We start from the raw sequence: 20824 nt of genomic DNA, 5'->3' as shown, positions 1-20824 counted from the left end.
GAACTCATCGATCGCCCCCTCATAGAAGCCGGTTGCGCAAGGCGGCAACTACATTGAAGGTCTGCTCGCGTACCGTGTTCCTTGGATCAAAGAGCGTCAGGCTCAGGCGCACGCTGCGGATCAGTGCCGGGTCTGCCGGGTTGCCGGTGTAGCTTGACGCGGCGATGTCCGTGGCGCTGGCGGCCACGCCAAACGTCACGTCGAATGCCCGAACGTTGTCCACCAGCACCGACAGGGTCGGCGGATTGGCGGTGCCGCTGCCCAACAGCAATTGGTTGTTGTTGAAGCTGTAGACCAGTCGACGGATCGGGAAGGCCAACTGCCCCGTCGCCGGCACCCGCGCGTTCGAGTAGGCCGTCGCCGAGGTACGGCAATCGGAGACGACGGTCCAGGTCGGCGCGCTACCGCCATTCCCAATGTCCGCGGTGACCAGGGTCAACCTCCGGTTGGCGTTATCCCAACGGATTGGAGTGGTCTGGCTGGCAGCGAAACTGTTATCCGTTGAGGCATCGATGATGGTCCCCACGCAACCGAACATGCCCACCATGCGAATTTCCTGGACCATTTTGCTCAAGGCAAACCGCGCATCCTCCTGAATCACCGCGGCGGCATTCTGGCTGACGTAGGTATTTTTGGCGGCAATGAAAATCTGCACGACGCCCAGCACGACGATCAGGCTGAGCACCAGCGCGATCATCAACTCAATCAGGCCGAATCCCCGGCAATGCCGGTTCATGGCGGCGTCCCCACCGGATCGACGGCGACACGGCTGGTCAGCACAAAGCTGCGTCGCGCCTCGGCCGCGTCGGTGGTGTTGGCGGCCCGGGCGTCGTCCCAGGAAATGGTGATGGTGTAGACCCGCTGGTTCAGCGCAATGGTGCCCGTGGCTGTGGCGCCGCCGAAGGCAACGATGTTGGTCTTGAAATCGTAGAGGTCCTGGTCCCGGGCCACGTTGAGGTTCGGCGAGCTGGGCGGTGTGATGGTGTAGTCGGCGCCGGAGTTGGCGCGAATGCGGTCCAGCAGGTCGTAGGCAATGAAACTGGCCTGGCTGGTCATGCGCGAACTGTCGGTGTACTTGAGCGCATTGAGCTGGATCATCGCCGCCCCCAGCAAACCCACACCGAGGATCAGCACCGCCACCAGCACTTCGATCAACGTCATGCCTGCCTGCGCCCTGTTACTGCAACCCTTCATCCGCAACTTCCACCCAATACGATTCGTCCATTGAGGCAAACATTCAGCGTCCGGCTCTGCGCCCCCCTTACATAATTGAAACTCACCGGTGTGGCCGGGGCCGACAACCCACCGAGGTTGTTGAAATCAATATTTCTCACCTCTGAGGTTAGCGTCAGAGTCGCGCCGCTGCTCATCGCTGGAACAACCCGCAATACACTGGGCGACGAGCCAGTACTGTCGTACACCGTGAGTTCGCTGCTCCAGGCCGCGCCGTCGACCGTGGGGCGAATTCGAGTGGTGGTACCCCGATCGATCGCCTCCATCCGGGCAAAGTTCAGCGCCCGGCGCAAGTCATCAACCTCAGTGTCGGCCTTGGTGCTCTGCAGCGAGCCGGTGAATGACGGCACCGCCATGGTAATCAGGATCAAAAGCACGCCAAGGGCCACCAGCACCTCGATCAGCGTGAAACCTTTTGTACGAAGATCCATCGGTGCCCTCCGTTGCCGTCGGCTATACCTGCCTCTACACGCTAGAACAAACCACTGCCGTGTGCCCAATACTGCCCTGTGGTGAGGGGATTTATCCCCGCTGGGCTGCGCAGCAGCCCCAATGGAGCTGATTACGATCCAACCTGAAACCCTGCGGAGGTTGGTCTGGGGCCGCTGCGCAGCCCAACGGGGATAAATCCCTTCGCCACAATGGGCTATAAAACCTGAATCCGCTTCATATTCTCCAGGGAGGAGATGTCATGCACCAACAGGGCTTCAGCCTCATCGAACTGCTCATGGGACTGGCGATTGCGGCAATTGTTCTGCCGTGGGCCAGCGCAAGCTATACAGCGCTGGTCGAAGCCACCGAGCGCAAAGACGCCGCGCAGTTGCTGGCCAGTGGTTTGCGCATTGCCCGCAGCGAAGCCATCACGCGCAGCCGGACCGTCGTGATCAGGGGGATAGACAACGATTGGGGCCGAGGTTGGCGCATCACCCTGGACGATAAGGAGAAGACCTTGCTGATGGAGCGCAGCGGTCGCGCGCGAGTGATAGGCAACCGGCCGGTGAAGCGTTCGGTGAGGTTCGGCAGCCAAGGGCAAGCGTTACTGCCCAGCGACGCATTCCAGGCCGGCACACTGCATGTCTGCGCCAAACGCGAGCCGGTCAGTCACCATCAGGTGGTGCTGGCGCGTAGCGGACGCATCAGCCTGCGCAGCGAGAAAGCCGAGCAGGCATTGTGCGAAAAAGGCTTAAAGCAGGGAGCGAACGCGTAGTTCCTTGGGCATGGAGAAAGTGATGTTCTCCTCGCGACCGGCCAACTCATCGGCCCCGGTAGCGCCCCAGGCCTGCAATTGCTGGATCACACCGCGCACCAATACTTCCGGCGCGGAAGCGCCAGCGGTGATGCCGATGCGCTCGACTCCATCGAACCAACTGCGCTGCATGTCCTCGGCACCGTCGATCAGGTAGGCCGGGGTGTTCATGCGTTCGGCCAGTTCACGCAAGCGATTGGAATTGGAGCTGTTCGGGCTGCCGACCACCAGCACCACGTCGCACTCGTTCGCCAGTTGCTTGACGGCATCCTGACGGTTCTGAGTGGCGTAGCAGATGTCGTCCTTGCGCGGACCACCAATGGCCGGAAAGCGCGAGCGCAGGGCATCGATCACACGGCTGGTATCGTCCATGGACAAAGTGGTCTGGGTGACAAAAGCCAGGCTCTCAGGGTTGCGAACCTGCAGGGCCGCAACGTCCTCCTCGTCTTCGACCAGGTAGATCGCACCGCCGTTGCTGGCATCGTATTGGCCCATGGTGCCTTCGACTTCCGGATGGCCTTCATGACCGATCAGGATGCATTCACGACCATCACGGCTGTAGCGCGCCACTTCGATGTGCACCTTGGTCACCAATGGGCACGTCGCGTCGAAGACCTTCAGGCCACGGCCGGCGGCTTCGGTGCGCACCGCCTGGGAAACCCCGTGGGCGCTGAAGATCACGATGACGTCGTCGGGCACCTGGTCCAGTTCCTCGACGAAAATCGCCCCACGGCTGCGCAGGTCTTCGACGACGAATTTGTTGTGGACCACCTCATGGCGCACGTAGATCGGCGGCCCGAAGACTTCCAGGGCGCGATTGACGATTTCGATCGCCCGGTCCACACCGGCGCAGAAGCCACGGGGGTTGGCGAGTTTGATTTGCATGCTGTGCCTCGTGTCTTGCGCGCAAGAAATTGAATCAGTGCAATCCAGTGTGGGAACGAGCTCGCTCCCACACTGGATCGGGTGGCAGCAGAAGCCGCCCGTCAAATGTTAAACCGCCTTGACCTCAAGGATTTCCACTTCGAAGTTCAAGGTCTTGCCGGCCAATGGATGGTTGAAGTCCACGGTCACCTGGGCGTCATCGAACGCCTTCACCACACCTGGCAGCTCGGTATTGGCCGCGTCGTTGAAGATCACCAGCAAGCCCTGGGACAGTTCCATGTCCTGGAACTGGGAGCGTGGCATGGTCTGCACGTTTTGCGGGTTGGGCTGACCAAAGGCGTTTTCTGGCGGTACGACCACGGTGCGCTTGTCGCCGGCCTTGAAGCCGAAGATCGCTGCTTCGAAGCCTGGCAGCAGGTTGCCATCACCGACCTTGAACACCGCCGGCGCCTTGTCGAAGGTGCTGTCGACGGTGTCACCGTTTTCCAGGTACAGGGCGAAGTGAAGCTTCACTTCAGTGTTTTGAGCGATACGCTGCTCAGTCATGGACGGCTTCTCCGGTTTTCTTGCTCTTGAACATGTCCAGGGCGAGCATCACCGCGCCCACGCTGATGGCACTGTCGGCAAAGTTGAACGCCGGGAAATACCAGCGGTTCTGCCAATGCACCAGGATGAAATCGATCACATGGCCCAGAGCAATCCGGTCGTAAAGATTGCCCAGTGCGCCACCGAGCACCAACGCCAGTGCCACGGCCAGCCAGGTCTCGTCGCGGCCCAGGCGTTTGAGCCAGACCACGAGCACAGCGCTGACCACGACAGCGATCAGGGCGAACAGCCAGCGCTGCCAGCCCGAGCTGTCGGCCAGGAAGCTGAACGCTGCGCCAGTGTTGTAGGCCAGGGTCCAGCTGAAGTAGTCAGGGATGACCACGATCTGCTGGTACAGGGTCAACGAGCTTTCGAAGTAGAACTTGCTGGCCTGGTCGATGACCAGTACCAGCACGCTCAACCACAGCCAGCCCAGCCGTCCGAAACGGCCCGCCGTGTTAGGCATAATGACGAACCTCACCGCTGCCGCTGATGTTGTCGACACAACGACCGCAGATCTCTGGATGCTCCGGGTTCACGCCGACGTCTTCGCGGCAGTGCCAGCAACGGGCGCACTTGGTGTGGTTCGACTTGACGATCTTGAGCTTCAAACCGCTGACCTCAGTGGTCACCGCATCGGCCGGCGCCTGCACGAAAGGCGCGACGCTAGCGGTAGAGGTGATCAGCACGAAGCGCAGTTCGTTGCCCAGTTTGGCCAGGTCGACGTCCAGGGCTTCTTCGGCGTAGAGGGTCACCTCGGCTTGCAGGTTGCCACCGACGGCCTTGGCCGCGCGCTGGATCTCCATTTCCTTGTTGACCGCTGCCTTGACCGCCATGATCCGGTCCCAGTAGGCGCGGTCCAGCTCGAAGCCCTGGGGCAACTCGGTGAGGCCTTCATACCAGGTGTTGAGCATCACCGATTCGTTACGCTCGCCCGGCAGGTATTGCCACAGCTCGTCGGCGGTGAATGCCAGGATCGGTGCGATCCAGCGCACCAGCGCCTCGCTGATGTGGAACAGCGCGGTCTGGCACGAACGACGGGCCTTGCTGTTGGCGCCGGTGGTGTACTGGCGGTCCTTGATGATGTCGAGGTAGAAACCACCGAGCTCCTGCACGCAGAAGTTGTGGATCTTGGAGTAGACGTTCCAGAAGCGGTATTCGCCGTAATGCTCCTGCAATTCGCGTTGCAGCAACAGGGTACGGTCCACGGCCCAACGGTCCAGCGCGAGCATTTCTTCGGCCGGCAGCAGGTCGGTGGCCGGGTTGAAACCGGTCAGGTTGGAAAGCAGGAAGCGCGCGGTGTTACGGATCCGCCGGTAGGCGTCCGCGCTGCGCTGCAGGATCTGCTCGGACACGGCCATCTCGCCGGAATAGTCGGTGGACGCCACCCACAGGCGCATGATGTCGGCACCCAGGGTGTCGTTGACTTTCTGGGGCGCGATCACGTTGCCCAGGGACTTGGACATCTTGCGACCGGACTCGTCGACGGTGAAGCCGTGGGTCAGCAGTTCGCGATACGGCGCGTGGTTGTCGATGGCGCAACCGGTCAGCAACGAGGAGTGGAACCAGCCACGGTGCTGGTCCGAACCTTCCAGGTACAGGTCGGCACGCGGGCCGGTCTCGTGGCCCATCGGGTGCGAACCGCGCAGCACGTGCCAATGGGTGGTGCCGGAGTCGAACCAGACGTCCAGGGTGTCGCTGATCTTGTCGTACAGCGGCGCTTCGTCACCCAGCAGCTCGGCGGCATCCATCTTGAACCAGGCTTCGATGCCTTCGACTTCGACGCGCTTGGCCACGGCTTCCATCAGTTCAACGGTGCGCGGGTGCAGCTCACCGCTTTCCTTGTTCAGGAAGAACGGGATCGGCACGCCCCAGTTGCGCTGGCGGGAGATGCACCAGTCTGGACGGTTGGCGATCATCGAGTGCAGGCGCGCCTGGCCCCAGGCGGGCACGAACTGGGTCTCTTCGATGGCCTTGAGCGAACGCTGGCGCAGGGTGTCGCCGCTGGTGGGCTGCTTGTCCATGCCGATGAACCACTGCGCGGTGGCGCGGTAGATCAGCGGGGTCTTGTGGCGCCAGCAGTGCATGTAGCTGTGTTCGATGACGGTGGTGTGCAGCAGCGCGCCGACTTCGGTCAGTTTGTCGACGATGGCCGGGTTGGCTTTCCAGATGAACTGGCCGCCAAAGAACTCCAGCGACGGCACGTACACGCCATTGCTCTGCACCGGATTGAGGATGTCGTCGTTGACCATGCCGTACTTCTTGCACGTCACGAAGTCGTCGACGCCATAGGCCGGCGCGGAGTGAACCACGCCAGTGCCAGCGCCCAGTTCCACGTAGTCGGCCAGGTACACCGGCGACAGGCGGTCATAGAACGGATGACGGAAATTGATCAGTTCCAGTGCCGAACCCGGGGCGGTGGCGACCACCGAACCTTCGAGGTTATAGCGGGCCAGGCAGGATTCGACCAGTTCTTCGGCCAGCACCAGCAGCTTGTCGCCGACGTCGACCAGGGCGTAGTTGAATTCCGGGTGGACGTTCAGCGCCTGGTTGGCCGGGATGGTCCACGGGGTGGTGGTCCAGATCACGATCGCGGTCGGCTTGGCCAGCTTGCCCAGGCCGAACGCGGCGGCGAGCTTGCCTTCATCGGCGATCGGGAACGCGACATCGATGGTCGAGGACTTCTTGTTCTCGTACTCGACTTCCGCCTCGGCCAGGGCCGAACCGCAATCGAAGCACCAGTTCACTGGCTTGAGGCCCTTGAACACGAAGCCGCCCTCGACGATTTTCGCCAGGGCACGGATTTCGCCGGCTTCGTTCTTGAAATCCATGGTCTTGTACGGGTTGGCGAAGTCGCCCAGCACGCCGAGGCGGATGAATTCGGACTTCTGCCCTTCGATCTGCTCGGTGGCGTAGGCACGGCACAGCTCGCGGGTCTTGTCCGCGCCCAGGTTCTTGCCGTGGGTCACTTCCACCTTGTGCTCGATCGGCAGGCCGTGGCAATCCCAGCCCGGGACATAAGGCGCATCAAAACCCGACAGGGTCTTGGAGCGGATGATCATGTCCTTGAGAATCTTGTTCAGCGCGTGACCGATGTGAATGGTGCCGTTGGCGTACGGAGGACCGTCGTGCAGGACGAACTTCGGACGATCCTTGCCAATTTCGCGCAACTTTCCGTACAGGCCAATGCTGTCCCAACGCTGCAGAATCTGTGGTTCGCGCTGAGGCAGGCCGGCCTTCATTGGGAAGGCGGTGTCCGGAAGGTTTAGCGTGGCTTTATAGTCGGTCATTTAAGGCTCTTCATTAGCGATTGGCGCTGGTTGCGACAAGGGCACGGGCGGCGGCGATATCTGCATGGATCGCCGTCTTGAGCGCCTCCAGAGAGGCAAAACGCTGCTCTTCACGCAGCTTTTGGTGGAAAACCACCGTCAAACGCCGGTCATACAGATCGCCGGCAAAATCCAGAACATGTACTTCGAGGTGGGCCTTGCCATCCCCTTGGACCGTGGGCCGTACGCCGATATTGGCGACACCGGGCCAGGTCTTGCCGTCGATCTGGACGCTCACCAGGAACACCCCGGTCAGCGGCACACGACGACGCTTGAGTTGCACGTTGGCCGTCGGCGTGCCCAATTGGCGCGCCAGCTTCTGCCCGTGCAGGATCCGTCCGGCAATCCGGTACGGCCGTCCGAGCAAGCGCTCGGCCAATTCGAAGTCGGCAGCCGCCAGGGCATTGCGAACCTGGGTGCTGCTGACGCGCAGGCCATCGATCTCGACCGTCTGCGCCGCTTCGACGGTGAAGCCTTGGACGATACCGGCCTGTTGCAGGTAGTCGAAATCCCCCGAGCGGTCACAGCCGAACCGGAAATCATCGCCGACTTCCAGATGCTTTACGCCCAGACCGTCCACCAGGATCGTGTCGACGAACTCGGCGGCGCTGAGCTTGCTCAGGCGCTGGTTGAAGGCCAGGCACAGGACCCGGTCGACGCCTTCGGCGGCCAGCAATTGCAGTTTATCCCGCAACCGGGCCAGACGGGCCGGGGCGGTGTCCGGGGCGAAAAACTCCCTGGGCTGCGGCTCGAAGATCACCACGCAGCTCGGCATACCCAATTCCAGCGCACGCTCGCGCAGCCGCGCCAGGATAGCCTGGTGGCCACGGTGAACACCGTCAAAGTTGCCAATAGTGGCGACACAGCCCCGATGTTGGGGGCGCAGGTTGTGGAGGCCTCGAACCAGCTGCATAACGCGCTTCTTGCTCATAAAGTGGCCGATTATAACCACACCCGGCGGCCGACGACAGGCAACACCGCACCCCAAAGTGATCGAACCGACAAAACCACTGCCCGCCCCGGGATTATCGAGGGCTTGCCCTCAGCTCAAGGCCTTGCGGTTGAAGTCACGCAGACGGAACCCCATCAGCAGCAACATGCCGAAATACGCCACCACGCCGACAACCACCAGCGCTCCCAGGCGCAGGAAACGCGCGAGCATTTGCCCTTCGCCCCATGCCGGCATGAAATGCATCGCCCCCAGCAAAACCGCCGACATCACCGCCACGGCCACCAGCAGCTTGAGGCCGAACTTGCCCCAGCCCGGCTGCGGCTGATACATCTTTTGCTTGCGCAGTTGATAAAACAGCAACCCGGCGTTGAGGCACGCGCCAGCGCTGATCGCCAGGGCCAGGCCGGCGTGAGCCAACGGGCCGATGAGCAACAGGTTGAACAATTGGGTCATCACCAGCGTGAAAATGGCGATTTTCACTGGCGTGCGAATGTTCTGCTGGGCATAGAACCCCGGCGCCAGCACCTTGATCACGATGATCCCGAGCAGGCCCACTGAGTAAGCAATCAGCGCACGCTGGGTCATCAGGGCGTCGAAGGCATTGAACTGACCGTACTGGAACAGCGAAACGGTCAACGGCTCGGCCAGGATTCCCAGGGCCAGGGAACAGGGCAAGACCAGCACGAAACACAGGCGCAGGCCCCAGTCGAGGATGCGCGAATATTCCTGGCGGTCCTGACTGGCGTAGGTCTTGGCCAGGGTCGGCAGCAGGATCGTGCCCAGGGCCACACCCAGCACGCCGGACGGCAGTTCCATCAAGCGGTCGGCGTAATACATCCACGACACCGAGCCGGCCACCAGGAACGAGGCAAAGATGGTGTTGATGATCAGGGAAATCTGGCTCACCGACACCCCGAGGATCGCCGGCAACATCTGCTTCATCACCCGCCACACGCCGCTGTCGCGCAGGTTCAGCCGTGGCAGGACCAACATGCCGATCTTTTTCAGGTGCGGCAGTTGATAGAGCAATTGCGCCAGGCCACCCACCAGCACCGCCCAGCCGAGGGCCATCACCGGCGGATCGAAGTACGGTGTCAGGAACACCGCGAACACGATCATGCTGACGTTGAGCAGGGTCGGCACAAAGGCCGGCACGGAAAAACGGTTCCAGGTATTGAGGATCGCCCCGGCCAGGGACGACAGGGAAATCAGCAATATATAAGGAAAGGTCACCCGCAGCAGGTCGGAGGTGAGCTGGAATTTTTCTGGCGTATCAGTGAAGCCTGGGGCCGTGGCCCAGATTACCCATGGCGCGGCGAGCATGCCGGCCGCCGTGACCAGCGCCAGCACCAACGTCAGCAGGCCGGTGACGTAGGCAATGAATGTGCGGGTCGCTTCGTCGCCCTTCTGGCTTTTATATTCCGCCAGGATCGGCACGAAGGCCTGGGAGAACGCCCCTTCGGCGAAGATCCGCCGCAGCAGGTTGGGCAACTTGAAGGCGATGAAGAAGGCGTCGGTGGCCATTCCGGCACCGAATATCCGTGCGATCAGTGTGTCGCGAACGAACCCCAGGACACGGGAAAGCATCGTGATAGAGCTGACGGCAGCCAACGATTTGAGCAGATTCATGAAAAGAGTATTTGCCTGTCGATAAACAGCAGGCGAACAACGCGCCCACTTGTGCGATACTCCGCGCCGCTAAACAGTGCAGAGCCAAAGCCCGCGAGTTTACAGGTCGCACGCCGGAAAGAAATCCTTCGGTGCGCGGTACCTGCCATTCAGCGGAACGCGTCACCCGCCCTTGACAAGACCTCAACTCATCGGCATGATTCGCGGCCTATTTTGTTTGCTATTTCCTAAAAAGTCTTTCGAGGAGCTCGACGGTGGCCAACACACCTTCCGCCAAAAAACGTGCAAAACAGGCTGAGAAGCGTCGCAGCCACAACGCCAGCCTGCGTTCCATGGTCCGTACCTACATCAAGAACGTAGTTAAGGCCATCGACGCAAAAGACGCTGAAAAAGCTCAAGCTGCTTACGTTCTGGCTGTGCCAGTTATCGACCGCATGGCCGATAAAGGCATCATCCACAAGAACAAGGCTGCTCGCCATAAGAGCCGCTTGAATGGCCACGTAAAGGCCCTGAACGTTGCCGCTGCTGCCTAAGCGACGCGCTCGTTAAAAAACCGACCTCAGGGTCGGTTTTTTATTGCCCGCAATTTACCCCCCCTTGCGGGAGCAGTGAATCAGCTTGCCTTGATACTGAATGCACCACCACATCGCGAGCAGGCTCGCGATGGCGTCAGTGAAAACAGACATCTCCACTAAAGCCCTGCACTATTCCCCAAAATTGAAAACCACCGGCTTGGGCGGAGGACAACCACCAGGCGGCGGGAAATTCTGCACACCCGCCTCGTCGTATCCAGTGTAACAACCCACTATCTTGTCATCCTTGAAGTTCATGCGACGCTCAACCACACCCGTCGGGTAGTAGTAGACCGTCTCACCTTCGCGCCTGGCGTACGAGTAGTCCTTGTATTCGCGCCCCTCGACCGTTATCAGGCGAAAGCCCTGCTTGGCTTCAGAGTACTTCAACTGGCCATCGGGGTAGTACTCGTTGTGAGTCACGCGATCATCAGGCCCCAGCAGCACCTCCCGGACCTTGCGCCCCTCCCGGGTGTGGCGGGCACTTTGCTCATTACCGAACAGGTAATCACTCTCCGAGTCGAAATGCCCGTTGTTGAAAGCCCCGCGCTGCTTGCCGCAAAGCTTGATACGGGTGTATTTCCCATCAGGCACGTGGCAATAGTTCCTGTCCGCTATCAACACCCCAGTCGCATCAAATGACTGCACGTTACCAATGGGCTCATCCCCCTCGTACGTTGCCACCGTATCGGGCTGACCATTGGGGTGATAGAGACGCAAGGCGCCCTCTCGCGAACCATGGCGCCACGAGATATCCGAAAGCAGCACGGCACCGTCATCGGTGTAGGTCAGCGCCCGCCCCTCGATCTGGCCGTTGGCATAGCTGGCCGAATAGGTGAGCTTGCCATTGGCCGCGTAGGTTTCTCTCAATCCATCCAGGACACCCGCGCGGTAATGCTCGACGAGCCGCAACACACCTGCGGCATCCACTTCGCGCAATTCGCCGTGCTTCTTGTCGGCAACAAAATCCACAACCTGGACACCACCGCCGTCCATTCTCAAGGTCCAACGGCCTTCCCGGACGCCCTGCGCATAACGCCCCTCACCCCAGGGCATTATCCAGTCTCCGTGCTGCTGCCCTGCCACGAAATCGCCGCGCTGGACAACCTCACCATGACGCACGCGCTCGGAAGGCCCGTCGAGATCACCATGTTTGTAAGTATCGAAGCCGGACATCTGCTCCTCATCGTCACGCGCCTCGATCGTCCAGCGCCCCTCATAGAAATCGTCGACGATCATGCCCTTGGAAACCGCACCCCCATCACTGACGACCCACGGCCCCTGGCGCAGTCCATCCACATAGGCGCCGGTGGACGCGTAGCCCGACTCGTCGAACTCCGCCCACTGGCCCGACCTCTTGCCCTGGACATAAGCACCCAGCGCCCAGAGCCGCCCATTACCCAAGACTGCCCAGGCCCCATCCTCGGAGCCCTGGTACACCGCTGGATCGGTTTCCCAGGCCATCCTGCTGACACGATAGGCAGAGCCCACTTCCTCGTCCTGAGGCGGCACGCGCGCATAAGTCAGCGTGAGCCAGCGTCCTTCGCGCTGCTGGAAAGTCTTTTTGTAGGTGTCGCGATGAGGGTCCTCTGGCGGTTGCCCCACTGACGCCGGGACACCGTCGACGCCGAAGTACCCCACCAGCGTGCCACCCGCAGGCTCCAGCGTGTCGAACTCGGCGATACCGGTCTTGGGCAACACGGCGCTGTAATCGTAGGGCGGCAACTTGCCCAGCTCCTTCTGGACCAGCGCAGCAGTGAGGACCTTGCGATCAGCGGCGATACGATCCAATACCGGCTGCAATGTCTCGAGCCGGCGATACCCGCCGGTGGACGGCACGAACCGATAACCCTGAAGAGCGTACCGCCCCTTTGCCCGTGACAGCACGACCAACGTCTGGAGATCACTGTCGAGGCTGGCGTAGAACACCGACTCGACACTCGCATCGCCATACCTGTCGAGCACTTGCGGGACGCCATCCGGCGAATCACACAGGCATGAGTAGCCTACGACACCCTCGGCTTCGCGGATAAATGCCAGCGTCGCCCCACTCTCCTGGGAAGTTTTTATCAGCGGATGGGCCAGGTTTTTTTCGCTATAAAACGGCTCGGCCAAAGCCCCGACGGACACCGAACAACCCAATACAAACAGCAGCAAAAACGCACGCATACGAATCCCTTCGCGCCAAAAGCACAACACATCCATGGAGATAAAAAAGCGAGCCGATCAGCTCGCCCGTCATTCGCTACTTAACGCCAAGGCAAGATCGGAATAGCCGTCACCGCGTTCTGCGGGCTGCCCTCGATCACGCGATCGCTGTAGACCAGGTACACCAGCGTATTGCGTTTCTTGTCGAGGAATCGCACCACTTGCATGGTCTTGAACACCAGCGAAGTGCGCTCACGGAACACCTCTTCGCCGTCCTTGAGCTCACCCTTGAAGCTGATAGGCCCGACCTGGCGGCAGGCGATGGACGCCTCGGCGCGATCCTCGGCCAGGCCCAGGCCACCCTTCACGCCGCCGGTCTTGGCCCGCGACAGGTAACAGGTCACGCCATCCACCTTGGGATCGTCGAACGCCTCGACCACGATCCGATCGTTCGGCCCGACAAACTTGAACACCGTCGACACTTGGCCAATTTCTTCGGCCGAAGCCAGCAGCGGCACAGCCAGCAGCAAGCCGATCAATCCTTTTGCCAAACCCATGATTTTTCCTTAGACGAGGATCAGGTTGTCACGGTGAACCAACTCGGGCTCCGCCATGTAACCCAACAGACCGACAATCGCATCAGACGACTGACCGATGATTTTCTGTGCTTCCAGGGCGCTGTAGTTGGCCAGGCCACGGGCGATCTCGCGACCATCCGGAGCCACGCACACGACCATTTCACCCCGACGGAAACTGCCTTGTACCAACTTCACACCCACCGGCAGCAGGCTTTTGTTGCCTTGGGACAGGGCCGTCACGGCGCCAGCGTCCAGCACCAGCGTGCCACGGGTTTGCAGGTGCCCGGCCAACCATTGCTTGCGCGCTGCCAGCATACCGCGCTCAGGGGACAGCAGAGTGCCGATGCGCTCGCCCGCTTTCAGGCGATCCAGCACCCGCTCCAACCGACCACCGACGATGATGGTATGGGCCCCGGACCGCGCCGCCAGACGCGCAGCGCGCAGTTTGGTCTGCATGCCACCACGACCCAGCGCACCACCCGTGCCACCCGCCACCGCGTCCAGCGCCGGATCGTCGGCACGGGCTTCGTAGATCAGCTTGGCGTCGGGATTGTTGCGCGGATCGGCATCGAACATGCCGTCGCGATCCGTGAGGATCACCAACAGATCCGCCTCCACCAGGTTCGCCACCAGCGCGGCCAGGGTGTCGTTATCGCCGAAACGGATCTCGTCGGTGACCACCGTGTCGTTCTCGTTGATCACCGGGATGACTTTCAGCTCCACCAGCGCGCGCAAGGTGCTGCGGGCATTGAGGTAGCGCTTGCGGTCGGACAAGTCATCGTGGGTCAGCAGGATCTGCGCCGTATGGCGACCGTGCTCGGCGAAGCTTGATTCCCAAGCCTGCACCAGGCCCATCTGGCCGATGGCGGCGGCAGCCTGCAGCTCATGCATCGCGCTGGGTCGCGACGTCCAGCCCAGGCGGCTCATACCGGCGGCTACAGCCCCGGAAGAGACCAATACCAGCTCGACGCCAGCCTCATGCAAGGCCACCATCTGCTCGACCCACACCGCCATTGCCTGGCGATCCAGGCCCTTGCCATCCGCCGTCAGCAGTGCGCTGCCGATCTTCACGACCCAGCGCTGCGCACCCGTCACCTTGCTCCGCATCATCTTCAACCTTTGCCAGCGAACGGCGCGACCCAGCGCCGCCCATGGGATTATTCGTATTTGCGTTTTACAGATACCAAAACGCCGCTCGAATGAGCGGCGCCTTGGAAACCGGCTGGCTGCGATGATAACACCGCGCCGAAACACTTGAACCTGTGGGAGCGAGCTTGCTCGCGATTGCATGGGGCCAGCAATTATTGATACCGGCTGTCACACCGCTATCGCAAGCAAGCTAGCCCCCACAGGCCTTGACTTCAACTGAGCAGCATCAGTCGCGAACGTAGATGATTTCCGGACCGTCTTCGTCATCCACATCTTCTTCGTCCCAATCGTCGTCACCAATGTCATGGACCGACTTGACACCACTGCGACGCAGGGCACGCTGGTCGTCCAGCGCCTGCAACTGGGCACGGGCCTCGTCTTCGATGCGCTGGTCGAGCTCGGCGAGCTCTTCCTTGTAGGCCGGATCGTTGGCCAGGCGGTCGGCGCGATCCTCCAGGTAACGCATGATGTCGTGACACAGGCGCTCAGTGCCCTCTTTGGCGATGGCCGAGATCACGTAGACCGGACCTTCCCACTCCAGGCGGTCGACGATTTCCTTGACCCGCTCCTCATGCTCTTCTTCAAGGATCTGGTCGCACTTGTTCAACACCAGCCAACGGTCGCGCTCGGCCAGGGCCGGGCTGAACTTGGTCAGCTCGTTGACGATGACTTCAGCAGCATCGGCAGCATCGGTTTCATCCAGCGGCGCCATGTCCACGAGGTGCAACAACAGACGGGTACGGGACAAGTGCTTGAGAAAACGAATCCCCAGGCCCGCGCCCTCGGAAGCCCCTTCGATCAACCCTGGAATGTCGGCGATTACAAAACTCTTCCAGCGGTCGACGCTGACCACGCCCAGGTTCGGCACCAGGGTGGTGAACGGGTAATCGGCCACTTTCGGCTTGGCCGCCGACACCGAGCGAATGAAGGTACTTTTACCGGCGTTCGGCAAACCCAGCAGACCCACATCGGCCAACACTTTCATTTCCAGCTTCAGGTCACGCTGCTCGCCTGGCTTGCCTGGCGTGGTCTGGCGCGGCGCACGGTTGGTACTGGACTTGAAACGGGTGTTGCCCAGGCCGTGCCAGCCGCCATGGGCGACCAGCAGACGCTGGCCAGCCTTGGTCAGGTCGCCAATCACTTCCTGGGTGGCCGAATCGATCACCGTGGTGCCGACTGGCACGCGCAGGATCAGGTCTTCGCCCTTCTTGCCGGTGCAGTCGGTGCTGCCGCCGTTGGAGCCACGCTCGGCATCGAAGTGCCGGGTGTAACGGTAGTCCACCAGAGTGTTGAGGTTTTCGTCGGCGAGCATGTAGATCGAGCCACCATCGCCCCCATCACCGCCGTTAGGGCCACCATTTTCAATGAACTTTTCCCGACGGAAACTCATGCAACCATTGCCGCCGTCGCCGGCCTTTACTCGAATCGATACTTCATCAACAAACTTCATGACACACGCCTCTCGCCATACGGACGAGCCAAAAAAACAAGACATAAGACTCTTGCAAAAATGAGCGCAGCGACCTGATGACACGCCCCAACCGCAGCGCCGACAGCCCATACAAACAGTTTTGCAAGAGACTCACCCCACAAACGAAAAAGCCCCGTCGCAAGACAGGGCTTTTCCAGCGGTCTCGCAATTAAGCTGCGATAACGCTTACGTAACGACGACCGAAGGCGCCTTTTACTTCGAACTTGATCACGCCTTCGACTTTAGCGAAGAGGGTGTGATCCTTACCCATGCCCACGCCGTAGCCAGCGTGGAATTGGGTGCCGCGCTGACGCACGATGATGTTGCCTGCTTTGATAGCCTGGCCGCCATACATCTTCACGCCAAGGCGTTTGGCTTCTGAGTCGCGACCGTTACGGGTACTACCACCAGCTTTTTTGTGTGCCATGAGTTCAATTCTCCTAGTGAGGAATTAGGCTGAAATTAAGCCTGAATACCGGTGATTTTGATCTCGGTGTACCACTGGCGGTGGCCCATACGCTTCATGTGGTGCTTACGGCGACGGAACTTGATGATGCGGACTTTATCGTGACGACCTTGGGAGATCACTTCAGCCACAACGGTAGCGCCAGCAACGACTGGAGCGCCGATATTCACGTCATCGCCATTGGCGACCAACAGAACGCGATCAAAAGTCACGGATTCGCCGGTAGCGATTTCCAGTTTTTCGATCTTCAGGTATTCACCTGGGGCGACCTTGTATTGCTTGCCACCAGTAACAATTACTGCGTACGACATGGTATTTCTCCGATAATCCTGCTCACCCAGCGCTTTATAAGAAGAGGTATTGGCTGGCATGGCTGCATGGGCTGGAAGGCCCGGATGCAATTGCGTAAGGCAGGTGCTGCCCAGGAAGTTCAGGGTGCGCGATTGTACGCAAGCCGCGAGAGCCTTGCAAGTAGCCGTCTATCGCGCCTTGACACCTGCGGACGTGGGTCCTAGCATGCCGCGCAACCCTTCTGGAGCACCTGTCGCTGATGCAACCCCAAGCTTTCTACCGCGCGGTGGCGGACGATTTTAGCGCCGTCGACGGCATCATCAAGAAGCAGCTGACTTCCCGCGTGCCTCTGGTATCGAAAATCGGCGACTACATCACTTCGGCCGGCGGTAAACGCCTGCGTCCTTTATTGGTGCTGCTGTGCGGCAAGGCCCTGGGTCGCGAAGGCGATGACATGCGCCTGCTGGCCGCCACCATCGAATTCCTGCACACCGCGACCCTGCTCCACGACGACGTGGTCGACATGTCCGGCATGCGCCGTGGCCGTTCGACCGCCAACGCCATGTGGGGTAACGCCCCCAGCGTATTGGTGGGCGACTTCCTCTATTCGCGCTCGTTCGAAATGATGGTCGAGCTGGGCTCGATGCCGGTGATGAAGATCCTGTCCCAGGCCACGCGCATCATCGCCGAGGGCGAAGTGCTGCAGCTGTCCAAGGTACGCGATGCCAGCACCACCGAAGAAACCTACATGGAAGTCATCCGCGGCAAGACCGCGATGCTCTTCGAAGCCTCGACCCACAGCGCCGCCGCCCTGGCCGGTGCCAGCGCCGAGCAGAGCGAAGCGCTGCGCACCTTCGGCGACCACTTGGGCGTGGCCTTCCAACTGGTGGACGATCTGCTCGACTACAAGGGCGATGCAGAAACCCTGGGCAAGAACGTCGGCGACGACCTGGCCGAAGGCAAGCCGACCCTGCCGCTGATCTACACCATGCGCGAGGGCACGCCTGAACAGGCAGCACTGGTTCGCCAGGCGATCCAGAAAGGCGGGATCGAAGACCTGGAAAGCATCCGTGTCGCGGTCGAAGCATCCGGTTCGCTGGAGTACACCGCGAAACTGGCCCGGGACTACGTTGCCCGCGCGATCAAATGCCTCGACGCCCTGCCGGCCAGCGAATACCGCGATGCGCTGGTGGAACTGAGCGAGTTTGCGGTCGCCCGTACCCACTGATACAAGGTTTTCCTGTCGCGAGGGAGCTTGCTCCCGCTGGGCTGCGCAGCAGCCCCTTCAAAAGTATCCACGGTCGCTACGCAACCGAGCGGGAGCAAGCTCCCTCGCCACAGGACCGCGAACTCCCATTCCAGCCACAAAACCCTATATAATGTGCGCCCTTTTGCCCTCCTGATACCCAAGGAACCTTAGTGAGCACGTTGCCTCCCTGCCCGAAATGCAATTCCGAATACACCTACGAAGACGGTACTCAACTGGTCTGCCCGGAGTGTGCCCACGAATGGTCCGCCAGCGGCGAAGCTGAAACAGCGTCCGACGATACCGTGAAGAAAGATTCGGTCGGCAACGTCCTGCAGGACGGCGACACCATCACCGTGATCAAGGACCTCAAGGTCAAGGGCACGTCGCTGGTGGTCAAGGTCGGCACCAAGGTCAAGAACATCCGCCTGTGCGAGGGTGACCACGACATCGACTGCAAGATCGACGGCATCGGCCCGATGAAACTCAAGTCCGAGTTCGTAAGAAAAGTCTGATACTGCTGTATTCCATCCCATACCCCGCGTGTGGGATGGAGCCTCGCCCTCTCCGCTTCGCCCCCATTTCTCGGACGTTAGCCAACTGCCAGGCGTTCTGAGCTGCCATAACCCACCGTCAGAAAAACAATCGCAACGCCAATAGAGCCTTGCTATTTAGCGAATAAGAATTATTCTCATCGAAACCCATCAAGGAGATGAGAACCATGACTTATTTGATCGATGCCTGGCTGGACCGCCCACATCCCTATCTCAGGATCCTGCATCGGGAAACCGGGGAAGTCTGTGCGGTGCTTGAAGAAGAAGCCTTGAACGAGCTGCAGGACCAGGGGGACCTGGACCTCAACAGCCTCAATTCCAGTGAGCCGTTGGTGCTCAAGGAACTGGTGCGCAATCTGTTCCTGTTCTGCTACGCCCGGGCATTGCGCCCGACAGGTGATTTCAGTGGCAGGTTCCACGGATGAACGCAGAGGTCATGTGGGAGCGGGCTTGCTCGCGAAAGCGGTGGGTCAGTCAACGATAATGTCGACTGACAGTCCGCATTCGCGAGCAAGCCCGCTCCCACCTATTTGCCCGGCGTTAAACCAGGCAGGGTCTTACAGTACGTCCAACAACTCGACGTCAAACACCAGCACGCTGTGCGGTGGAATGCTGCCAACGCCTTGAGCGCCGTAAGCCAGTTCGCTCGGCACGTACAGGCGCCATTTGCTGCCGGCGTTCATCAGTTGCAGGGCTTCGGTCCAGCCTGGGATCACGCCGCCAACCGGGAATTCGGCTGGCTGGCCACGATCGTAGGAGCTGTCGAACACAGTGCCGTCGATCAGGGTGCCGTGGTAATGGGTACGCACCTGGTCTTCACGGGTCGGCTTGGCGCCTTCACCTTGGGTCAGCACTTCGAATTGCAGGCCGGAAGCCAGGGTGGTGATGCCTTCACGCTTGGCGTTTTCGGCCAGGAACGCACGGCCTTCGCCAGCGGCAGCTTCAGCCTTGGCAGCGGCTTCGGCTTGCATGATTTCACGAATGACCTTGAAGCTGGCGGACATCTCGTCCTGGCCCACGCGGCTTGGCTTGCCGGCGAACGCGTCGGTCAGGCCGGCCAGGATGGCGTCCAGGCTCACGCCCGGTGGCGGGTTGTCGCGCAGTTGGTCGCCCAACTGACGGCCAATACCGTAGCTGACGCGGGTTTCGTCGGTGGACAGGTTAACTTCGGACATGATGCTGCTCCGCTGTGCGGACGGCTCGAGAGTTGCCGTGCGTGACACAGCGCCTCCCGGAGCGCCCGGAACCAAAAGGGCGAGCAGACTAGCACAGATGCCACCGCGGGTGACGAGCCCCCTACGTCAAAGCAAGCCGCCCGAAACGACAACGCCCGCCTGCAATTCTACAGGCGGGCGTTGTGTCAGCGTGGTGAACCGACCTCAGTGCTTGGTCAGTTTGTCCAGGTAGCCCATGGCGAATGCCGAGACCACGAAAGTCATGTGAATGATCACGTACCACATCAGATGCTCGGGATCGACGTTCTTGGCGTCCATGAAAATGCGCAGCAGGTGGATGGAGGAAATGGCCACGATCGAGGCCGCGACTTTCATCTTCAGCGATGAAGAGTCCATGGTGCCCAGCCAGTTGAGCTTTTCCTTGTCGTCGCCGATGTCCAACTGCGAGACGAAGTTCTCGTAGCCGGAAATCATCACCATCACCAGTAGCCCGCCCACCAGCGCCATGTCGATCAACGACAGCAGCACCAGGATCAGGTCCGACTCGGCCATGGAAAACACGTTGGGGATGACGTGAAAGACTTCCTGGAAGAACTTCAGCGCCAGGGCCAGCAAGCCCAGGGACAACCCGAAGTAGATCGGCGCCAGCAGCCAACGGGAGGCGTACATTGCGTTTTCGATAAAGCGTTCCATTGAATCTCACACCAGGGCTGAAAAATCGCGGCGAGTATATCAGCCACGACCGGCCCCACAAACGCCGGGACCGTCCCAGGTCCCTGCTCTTGTGTCAAAATTTTACTGCCGATGCCCGTGCGGTGATGGCCTTCAATGCAGCGGACGAAACTCGAAGCCGCCGACGTTGCGACAACGGCCTCCATTGATTTCACGCAGTTGGGCTTGCATGTGCAGGGACCATATCTGCGGGTCATCGGCCAGCTCGTAGCCGTGCAGCGTCAGGCTTTGCACAATGGTATCGAGGATGGATTCGGCGGCAGTCGGGCCGGGAAATGGCCCTTGGGCCTTGATGGCAGAAGGTTGTTCACCGGCCATTCCGGCGGCGAAGAGCAAGGTCCACATACCGGTATCTCCCGCCAGGGGGCGGATGGCGCATTCGATACGGGTGACAAGGCCCAGGCATTGACGAGTGAGGCAAAGGTTGCGCGACATGGCGGCGCCCCTCGGTAGATCCGGTATTCAGCCCCGGGAGGAGGCTGTTTCGATCCGATGATGACTCTCGTTATCCTTGAGCTGAGGATAGAAGAAAAGTTCCGGTCGCAAGGACTTTCGAGACCAGAATACGCCGAGCGGTCACAGT

The 20824-nt window shown here is 60.6% G+C and carries 23 protein-coding genes; 5 read left to right on the top strand and 18 right to left on the bottom strand.

The window, feature by feature from the left end:
- Nucleotides 1-19: 19 nt before the first annotated feature.
- Genes BLU76_RS27585 through BLU76_RS27575 form a run of 3 tightly spaced genes read right to left on the bottom strand, consistent with a single transcriptional unit; the run spans nucleotide 20 to nucleotide 1664 of the window.
- Complete coding sequence (locus BLU76_RS27585) at nucleotides 20-736, bottom strand: PilW family protein (protein WP_063324311.1); 717 nt, start codon at nucleotides 734-736, stop codon at nucleotides 20-22.
- Nucleotides 733-1194 carry a type IV pilus modification protein PilV gene (pilV, locus tag BLU76_RS27580; protein WP_072346127.1) on the bottom strand — a complete coding sequence of 154 codons (462 nt, stop codon included), beginning with the start codon at nucleotides 1192-1194 and terminating at the stop codon, nucleotides 733-735. Before pilV ends, BLU76_RS27585 begins: the two co-directional genes overlap by 4 nt.
- Nucleotides 1191-1664: a GspH/FimT family pseudopilin gene (locus tag BLU76_RS27575; protein WP_092225286.1), complete on the bottom strand. Its 474-nt coding sequence runs from the start codon at nucleotides 1662-1664 to the stop codon at nucleotides 1191-1193. The genes pilV and BLU76_RS27575 overlap by 4 nt, the downstream gene beginning before the upstream one ends.
- 260 nt (nucleotides 1665-1924) lie before the next feature.
- Here BLU76_RS27575 and BLU76_RS27570 point away from each other — a divergent pair, with 260 nt between their 5' ends.
- Nucleotides 1925-2440 carry a GspH/FimT family pseudopilin gene (locus BLU76_RS27570; RefSeq protein WP_092150609.1) on the top strand — a complete coding sequence of 172 codons (516 nt, stop codon included), beginning with the start codon at nucleotides 1925-1927 and terminating at the stop codon, nucleotides 2438-2440.
- Here BLU76_RS27570 and ispH read toward each other — a convergent pair.
- From ispH to murJ, 6 genes are all read right to left on the bottom strand, one after another.
- Nucleotides 2417-3364 (bottom strand): 4-hydroxy-3-methylbut-2-enyl diphosphate reductase, encoded by a 948-nt coding sequence (gene ispH, locus BLU76_RS27565; protein WP_063324307.1) that lies wholly within the window; start codon nucleotides 3362-3364, stop codon nucleotides 2417-2419. The genes BLU76_RS27570 and ispH overlap by 24 nt on opposite strands.
- Before the next feature lie 108 nt (nucleotides 3365-3472).
- Nucleotides 3473-3910: an FKBP-type peptidyl-prolyl cis-trans isomerase gene (fkpB, locus tag BLU76_RS27560; protein ID WP_063324306.1), complete on the bottom strand. Its 438-nt coding sequence runs from the start codon at nucleotides 3908-3910 to the stop codon at nucleotides 3473-3475.
- On the bottom strand, nucleotides 3903-4415 hold the full coding sequence (gene lspA, locus BLU76_RS27555) for a signal peptidase II (RefSeq protein ID WP_063324305.1): 513 nt from the start codon (nucleotides 4413-4415) through the stop codon (nucleotides 3903-3905). The genes fkpB and lspA overlap by 8 nt, the downstream gene beginning before the upstream one ends.
- On the bottom strand, nucleotides 4408-7239 hold the full coding sequence (ileS, locus tag BLU76_RS27550; RefSeq protein WP_092225284.1) for an isoleucine--tRNA ligase: 2832 nt from the start codon (nucleotides 7237-7239) through the stop codon (nucleotides 4408-4410). Before ileS ends, lspA begins: the two co-directional genes overlap by 8 nt.
- Before the next feature lie 13 nt (nucleotides 7240-7252).
- Nucleotides 7253-8191 carry a bifunctional riboflavin kinase/FAD synthetase gene (ribF, locus tag BLU76_RS27545; protein WP_063324303.1) on the bottom strand — a complete coding sequence of 313 codons (939 nt, stop codon included), beginning with the start codon at nucleotides 8189-8191 and terminating at the stop codon, nucleotides 7253-7255.
- 129 nt (nucleotides 8192-8320) lie between these two features.
- The gene (gene murJ, locus BLU76_RS27540) at nucleotides 8321-9859 is read right to left on the bottom strand and encodes a murein biosynthesis integral membrane protein MurJ (protein ID WP_092225282.1); all 1539 of its coding nucleotides are present in this window, start codon (nucleotides 9857-9859) and stop codon (nucleotides 8321-8323) included.
- Between the two features lie 254 nt (nucleotides 9860-10113).
- Between murJ and rpsT the strand changes: the two genes are divergently transcribed.
- Nucleotides 10114-10392 (top strand): 30S ribosomal protein S20, encoded by a 279-nt coding sequence (rpsT, locus tag BLU76_RS27535; protein ID WP_003185593.1) that lies wholly within the window; start codon nucleotides 10114-10116, stop codon nucleotides 10390-10392.
- Between the two features lie 171 nt (nucleotides 10393-10563).
- On the opposite strand, the gene BLU76_RS27530 is transcribed toward rpsT, so the two are convergent.
- From BLU76_RS27530 to rplU, 6 genes are all read right to left on the bottom strand, one after another.
- The gene (locus BLU76_RS27530; RefSeq protein WP_092225281.1) at nucleotides 10564-12600 is read right to left on the bottom strand and encodes a toxin-antitoxin system YwqK family antitoxin; all 2037 of its coding nucleotides are present in this window, start codon (nucleotides 12598-12600) and stop codon (nucleotides 10564-10566) included.
- Nucleotides 12601-12680: 80 nt separating this feature from the next.
- Nucleotides 12681-13136 carry a CreA family protein gene (locus tag BLU76_RS27525; RefSeq protein ID WP_003205733.1) on the bottom strand — a complete coding sequence of 152 codons (456 nt, stop codon included), beginning with the start codon at nucleotides 13134-13136 and terminating at the stop codon, nucleotides 12681-12683.
- A 9-nt stretch (nucleotides 13137-13145) separates the two neighbouring features.
- Entirely contained in the window at nucleotides 13146-14264 is a 1119-nt protein-coding gene (proB, locus tag BLU76_RS27520) for a glutamate 5-kinase (protein WP_018600988.1), read from the bottom strand.
- 268 nt (nucleotides 14265-14532) lie between these two features.
- On the bottom strand, nucleotides 14533-15756 hold the full coding sequence (gene cgtA, locus BLU76_RS27515; protein ID WP_060740551.1) for an Obg family GTPase CgtA: 1224 nt from the start codon (nucleotides 15754-15756) through the stop codon (nucleotides 14533-14535).
- Nucleotides 15757-15946: 190 nt separating this feature from the next.
- Nucleotides 15947-16204 (bottom strand): 50S ribosomal protein L27, encoded by a 258-nt coding sequence (gene rpmA, locus BLU76_RS27510; RefSeq protein ID WP_003205738.1) that lies wholly within the window; start codon nucleotides 16202-16204, stop codon nucleotides 15947-15949.
- Between the two features lie 35 nt (nucleotides 16205-16239).
- On the bottom strand, nucleotides 16240-16554 hold the full coding sequence (gene rplU, locus BLU76_RS27505) for a 50S ribosomal protein L21 (protein WP_003176051.1): 315 nt from the start codon (nucleotides 16552-16554) through the stop codon (nucleotides 16240-16242).
- Nucleotides 16555-16793: 239 nt separating this feature from the next.
- Here rplU and BLU76_RS27500 point away from each other — a divergent pair, with 239 nt between their 5' ends.
- The 3 genes from BLU76_RS27500 to BLU76_RS27490 all read left to right on the top strand — a co-directional run bounded on the left by BLU76_RS27500 (nucleotide 16794) and on the right by BLU76_RS27490 (nucleotide 18759).
- Entirely contained in the window at nucleotides 16794-17762 is a 969-nt protein-coding gene (locus BLU76_RS27500; RefSeq protein ID WP_072346139.1) for a polyprenyl synthetase family protein, read from the top strand.
- A 191-nt stretch (nucleotides 17763-17953) separates the two neighbouring features.
- Nucleotides 17954-18295 (top strand): zinc ribbon domain-containing protein YjdM, encoded by a 342-nt coding sequence (locus tag BLU76_RS27495; protein WP_072346141.1) that lies wholly within the window; start codon nucleotides 17954-17956, stop codon nucleotides 18293-18295.
- Nucleotides 18296-18501: 206 nt separating this feature from the next.
- Nucleotides 18502-18759 (top strand): PA4570 family protein, encoded by a 258-nt coding sequence (locus tag BLU76_RS27490; protein ID WP_003205743.1) that lies wholly within the window; start codon nucleotides 18502-18504, stop codon nucleotides 18757-18759.
- A 132-nt stretch (nucleotides 18760-18891) separates the two neighbouring features.
- Here the strand turns inward: BLU76_RS27490 and BLU76_RS27485 are convergent, their stop codons facing one another.
- From BLU76_RS27485 to BLU76_RS27475, 3 genes are all read right to left on the bottom strand, one after another.
- On the bottom strand, nucleotides 18892-19509 hold the full coding sequence (locus tag BLU76_RS27485) for a BamJ family beta-barrel-assembly machinery protein (protein WP_003205746.1): 618 nt from the start codon (nucleotides 19507-19509) through the stop codon (nucleotides 18892-18894).
- A gap of 204 nt (nucleotides 19510-19713) precedes the next feature.
- The gene (locus BLU76_RS27480; RefSeq protein ID WP_003205748.1) at nucleotides 19714-20202 is read right to left on the bottom strand and encodes a TIGR00645 family protein; all 489 of its coding nucleotides are present in this window, start codon (nucleotides 20200-20202) and stop codon (nucleotides 19714-19716) included.
- A gap of 132 nt (nucleotides 20203-20334) precedes the next feature.
- Complete coding sequence (locus BLU76_RS27475; protein ID WP_013694243.1) at nucleotides 20335-20676, bottom strand: PA4575 family protein; 342 nt, start codon at nucleotides 20674-20676, stop codon at nucleotides 20335-20337.
- Nucleotides 20677-20824: the final 148 nt, after the last annotated feature.

It is taken from the genome of Pseudomonas sp. NFACC08-1 (genome assembly GCF_900106735.1).
In the GTDB taxonomy this organism is placed as follows: Bacteria; Pseudomonadota; Gammaproteobacteria; order Pseudomonadales; family Pseudomonadaceae; genus Aquipseudomonas; species Aquipseudomonas fluorescens_Q.
Note: the sequence above shows the minus strand (reverse complement) of the source record. Positions and strands in the feature narration are given on the sequence as shown.

Bases quoted from the DNA above. Each gene is read 5' to 3' on its own strand.
- BLU76_RS27585 (WP_063324311.1), bottom strand. From the start codon at position 736: ATGAACCGGCATTGCCGGGGATTCGGCCTGATTGAGTTGATGATCGCG.
- pilV (WP_072346127.1), bottom strand. From the start codon at position 1,194: ATGAAGGGTTGCAGTAACAGGGCGCAGGCAGGCATGACGTTGATCGAA.
- BLU76_RS27575 (WP_092225286.1), bottom strand. From the start codon at position 1,664: ATGGATCTTCGTACAAAAGGTTTCACGCTGATCGAGGTGCTGGTGGCC.
- BLU76_RS27570 (WP_092150609.1), top strand. From the start codon at position 1,925: ATGCACCAACAGGGCTTCAGCCTCATCGAACTGCTCATGGGACTGGCG.
- ispH (WP_063324307.1), bottom strand. From the start codon at position 3,364: ATGCAAATCAAACTCGCCAACCCCCGTGGCTTCTGCGCCGGTGTGGAC.
- fkpB (WP_063324306.1), bottom strand. From the start codon at position 3,910: ATGACTGAGCAGCGTATCGCTCAAAACACTGAAGTGAAGCTTCACTTC.
- lspA (WP_063324305.1), bottom strand. From the start codon at position 4,415: ATGCCTAACACGGCGGGCCGTTTCGGACGGCTGGGCTGGCTGTGGTTG.
- ileS (WP_092225284.1), bottom strand. From the start codon at position 7,239: ATGACCGACTATAAAGCCACGCTAAACCTTCCGGACACCGCCTTCCCA.
- ribF (WP_063324303.1), bottom strand. From the start codon at position 8,191: ATGCAGCTGGTTCGAGGCCTCCACAACCTGCGCCCCCAACATCGGGGC.
- murJ (WP_092225282.1), bottom strand. From the start codon at position 9,859: ATGAATCTGCTCAAATCGTTGGCTGCCGTCAGCTCTATCACGATGCTT.
- BLU76_RS27530 (WP_092225281.1), bottom strand. From the start codon at position 12,600: ATGCGTGCGTTTTTGCTGCTGTTTGTATTGGGTTGTTCGGTGTCCGTC.
- BLU76_RS27525 (WP_003205733.1), bottom strand. From the start codon at position 13,136: ATGGGTTTGGCAAAAGGATTGATCGGCTTGCTGCTGGCTGTGCCGCTG.
- proB (WP_018600988.1), bottom strand. From the start codon at position 14,264: ATGCGGAGCAAGGTGACGGGTGCGCAGCGCTGGGTCGTGAAGATCGGC.
- cgtA (WP_060740551.1), bottom strand. From the start codon at position 15,756: ATGAAGTTTGTTGATGAAGTATCGATTCGAGTAAAGGCCGGCGACGGC.
- rpmA (WP_003205738.1), bottom strand. From the start codon at position 16,204: ATGGCACACAAAAAAGCTGGTGGTAGTACCCGTAACGGTCGCGACTCA.
- rplU (WP_003176051.1), bottom strand. From the start codon at position 16,554: ATGTCGTACGCAGTAATTGTTACTGGTGGCAAGCAATACAAGGTCGCC.
- BLU76_RS27500 (WP_072346139.1), top strand. From the start codon at position 16,794: ATGCAACCCCAAGCTTTCTACCGCGCGGTGGCGGACGATTTTAGCGCC.
- BLU76_RS27490 (WP_003205743.1), top strand. From the start codon at position 18,502: ATGACTTATTTGATCGATGCCTGGCTGGACCGCCCACATCCCTATCTC.
- BLU76_RS27485 (WP_003205746.1), bottom strand. From the start codon at position 19,509: ATGTCCGAAGTTAACCTGTCCACCGACGAAACCCGCGTCAGCTACGGT.
- BLU76_RS27480 (WP_003205748.1), bottom strand. From the start codon at position 20,202: ATGGAACGCTTTATCGAAAACGCAATGTACGCCTCCCGTTGGCTGCTG.
- BLU76_RS27475 (WP_013694243.1), bottom strand. From the start codon at position 20,676: ATGTCGCGCAACCTTTGCCTCACTCGTCAATGCCTGGGCCTTGTCACC.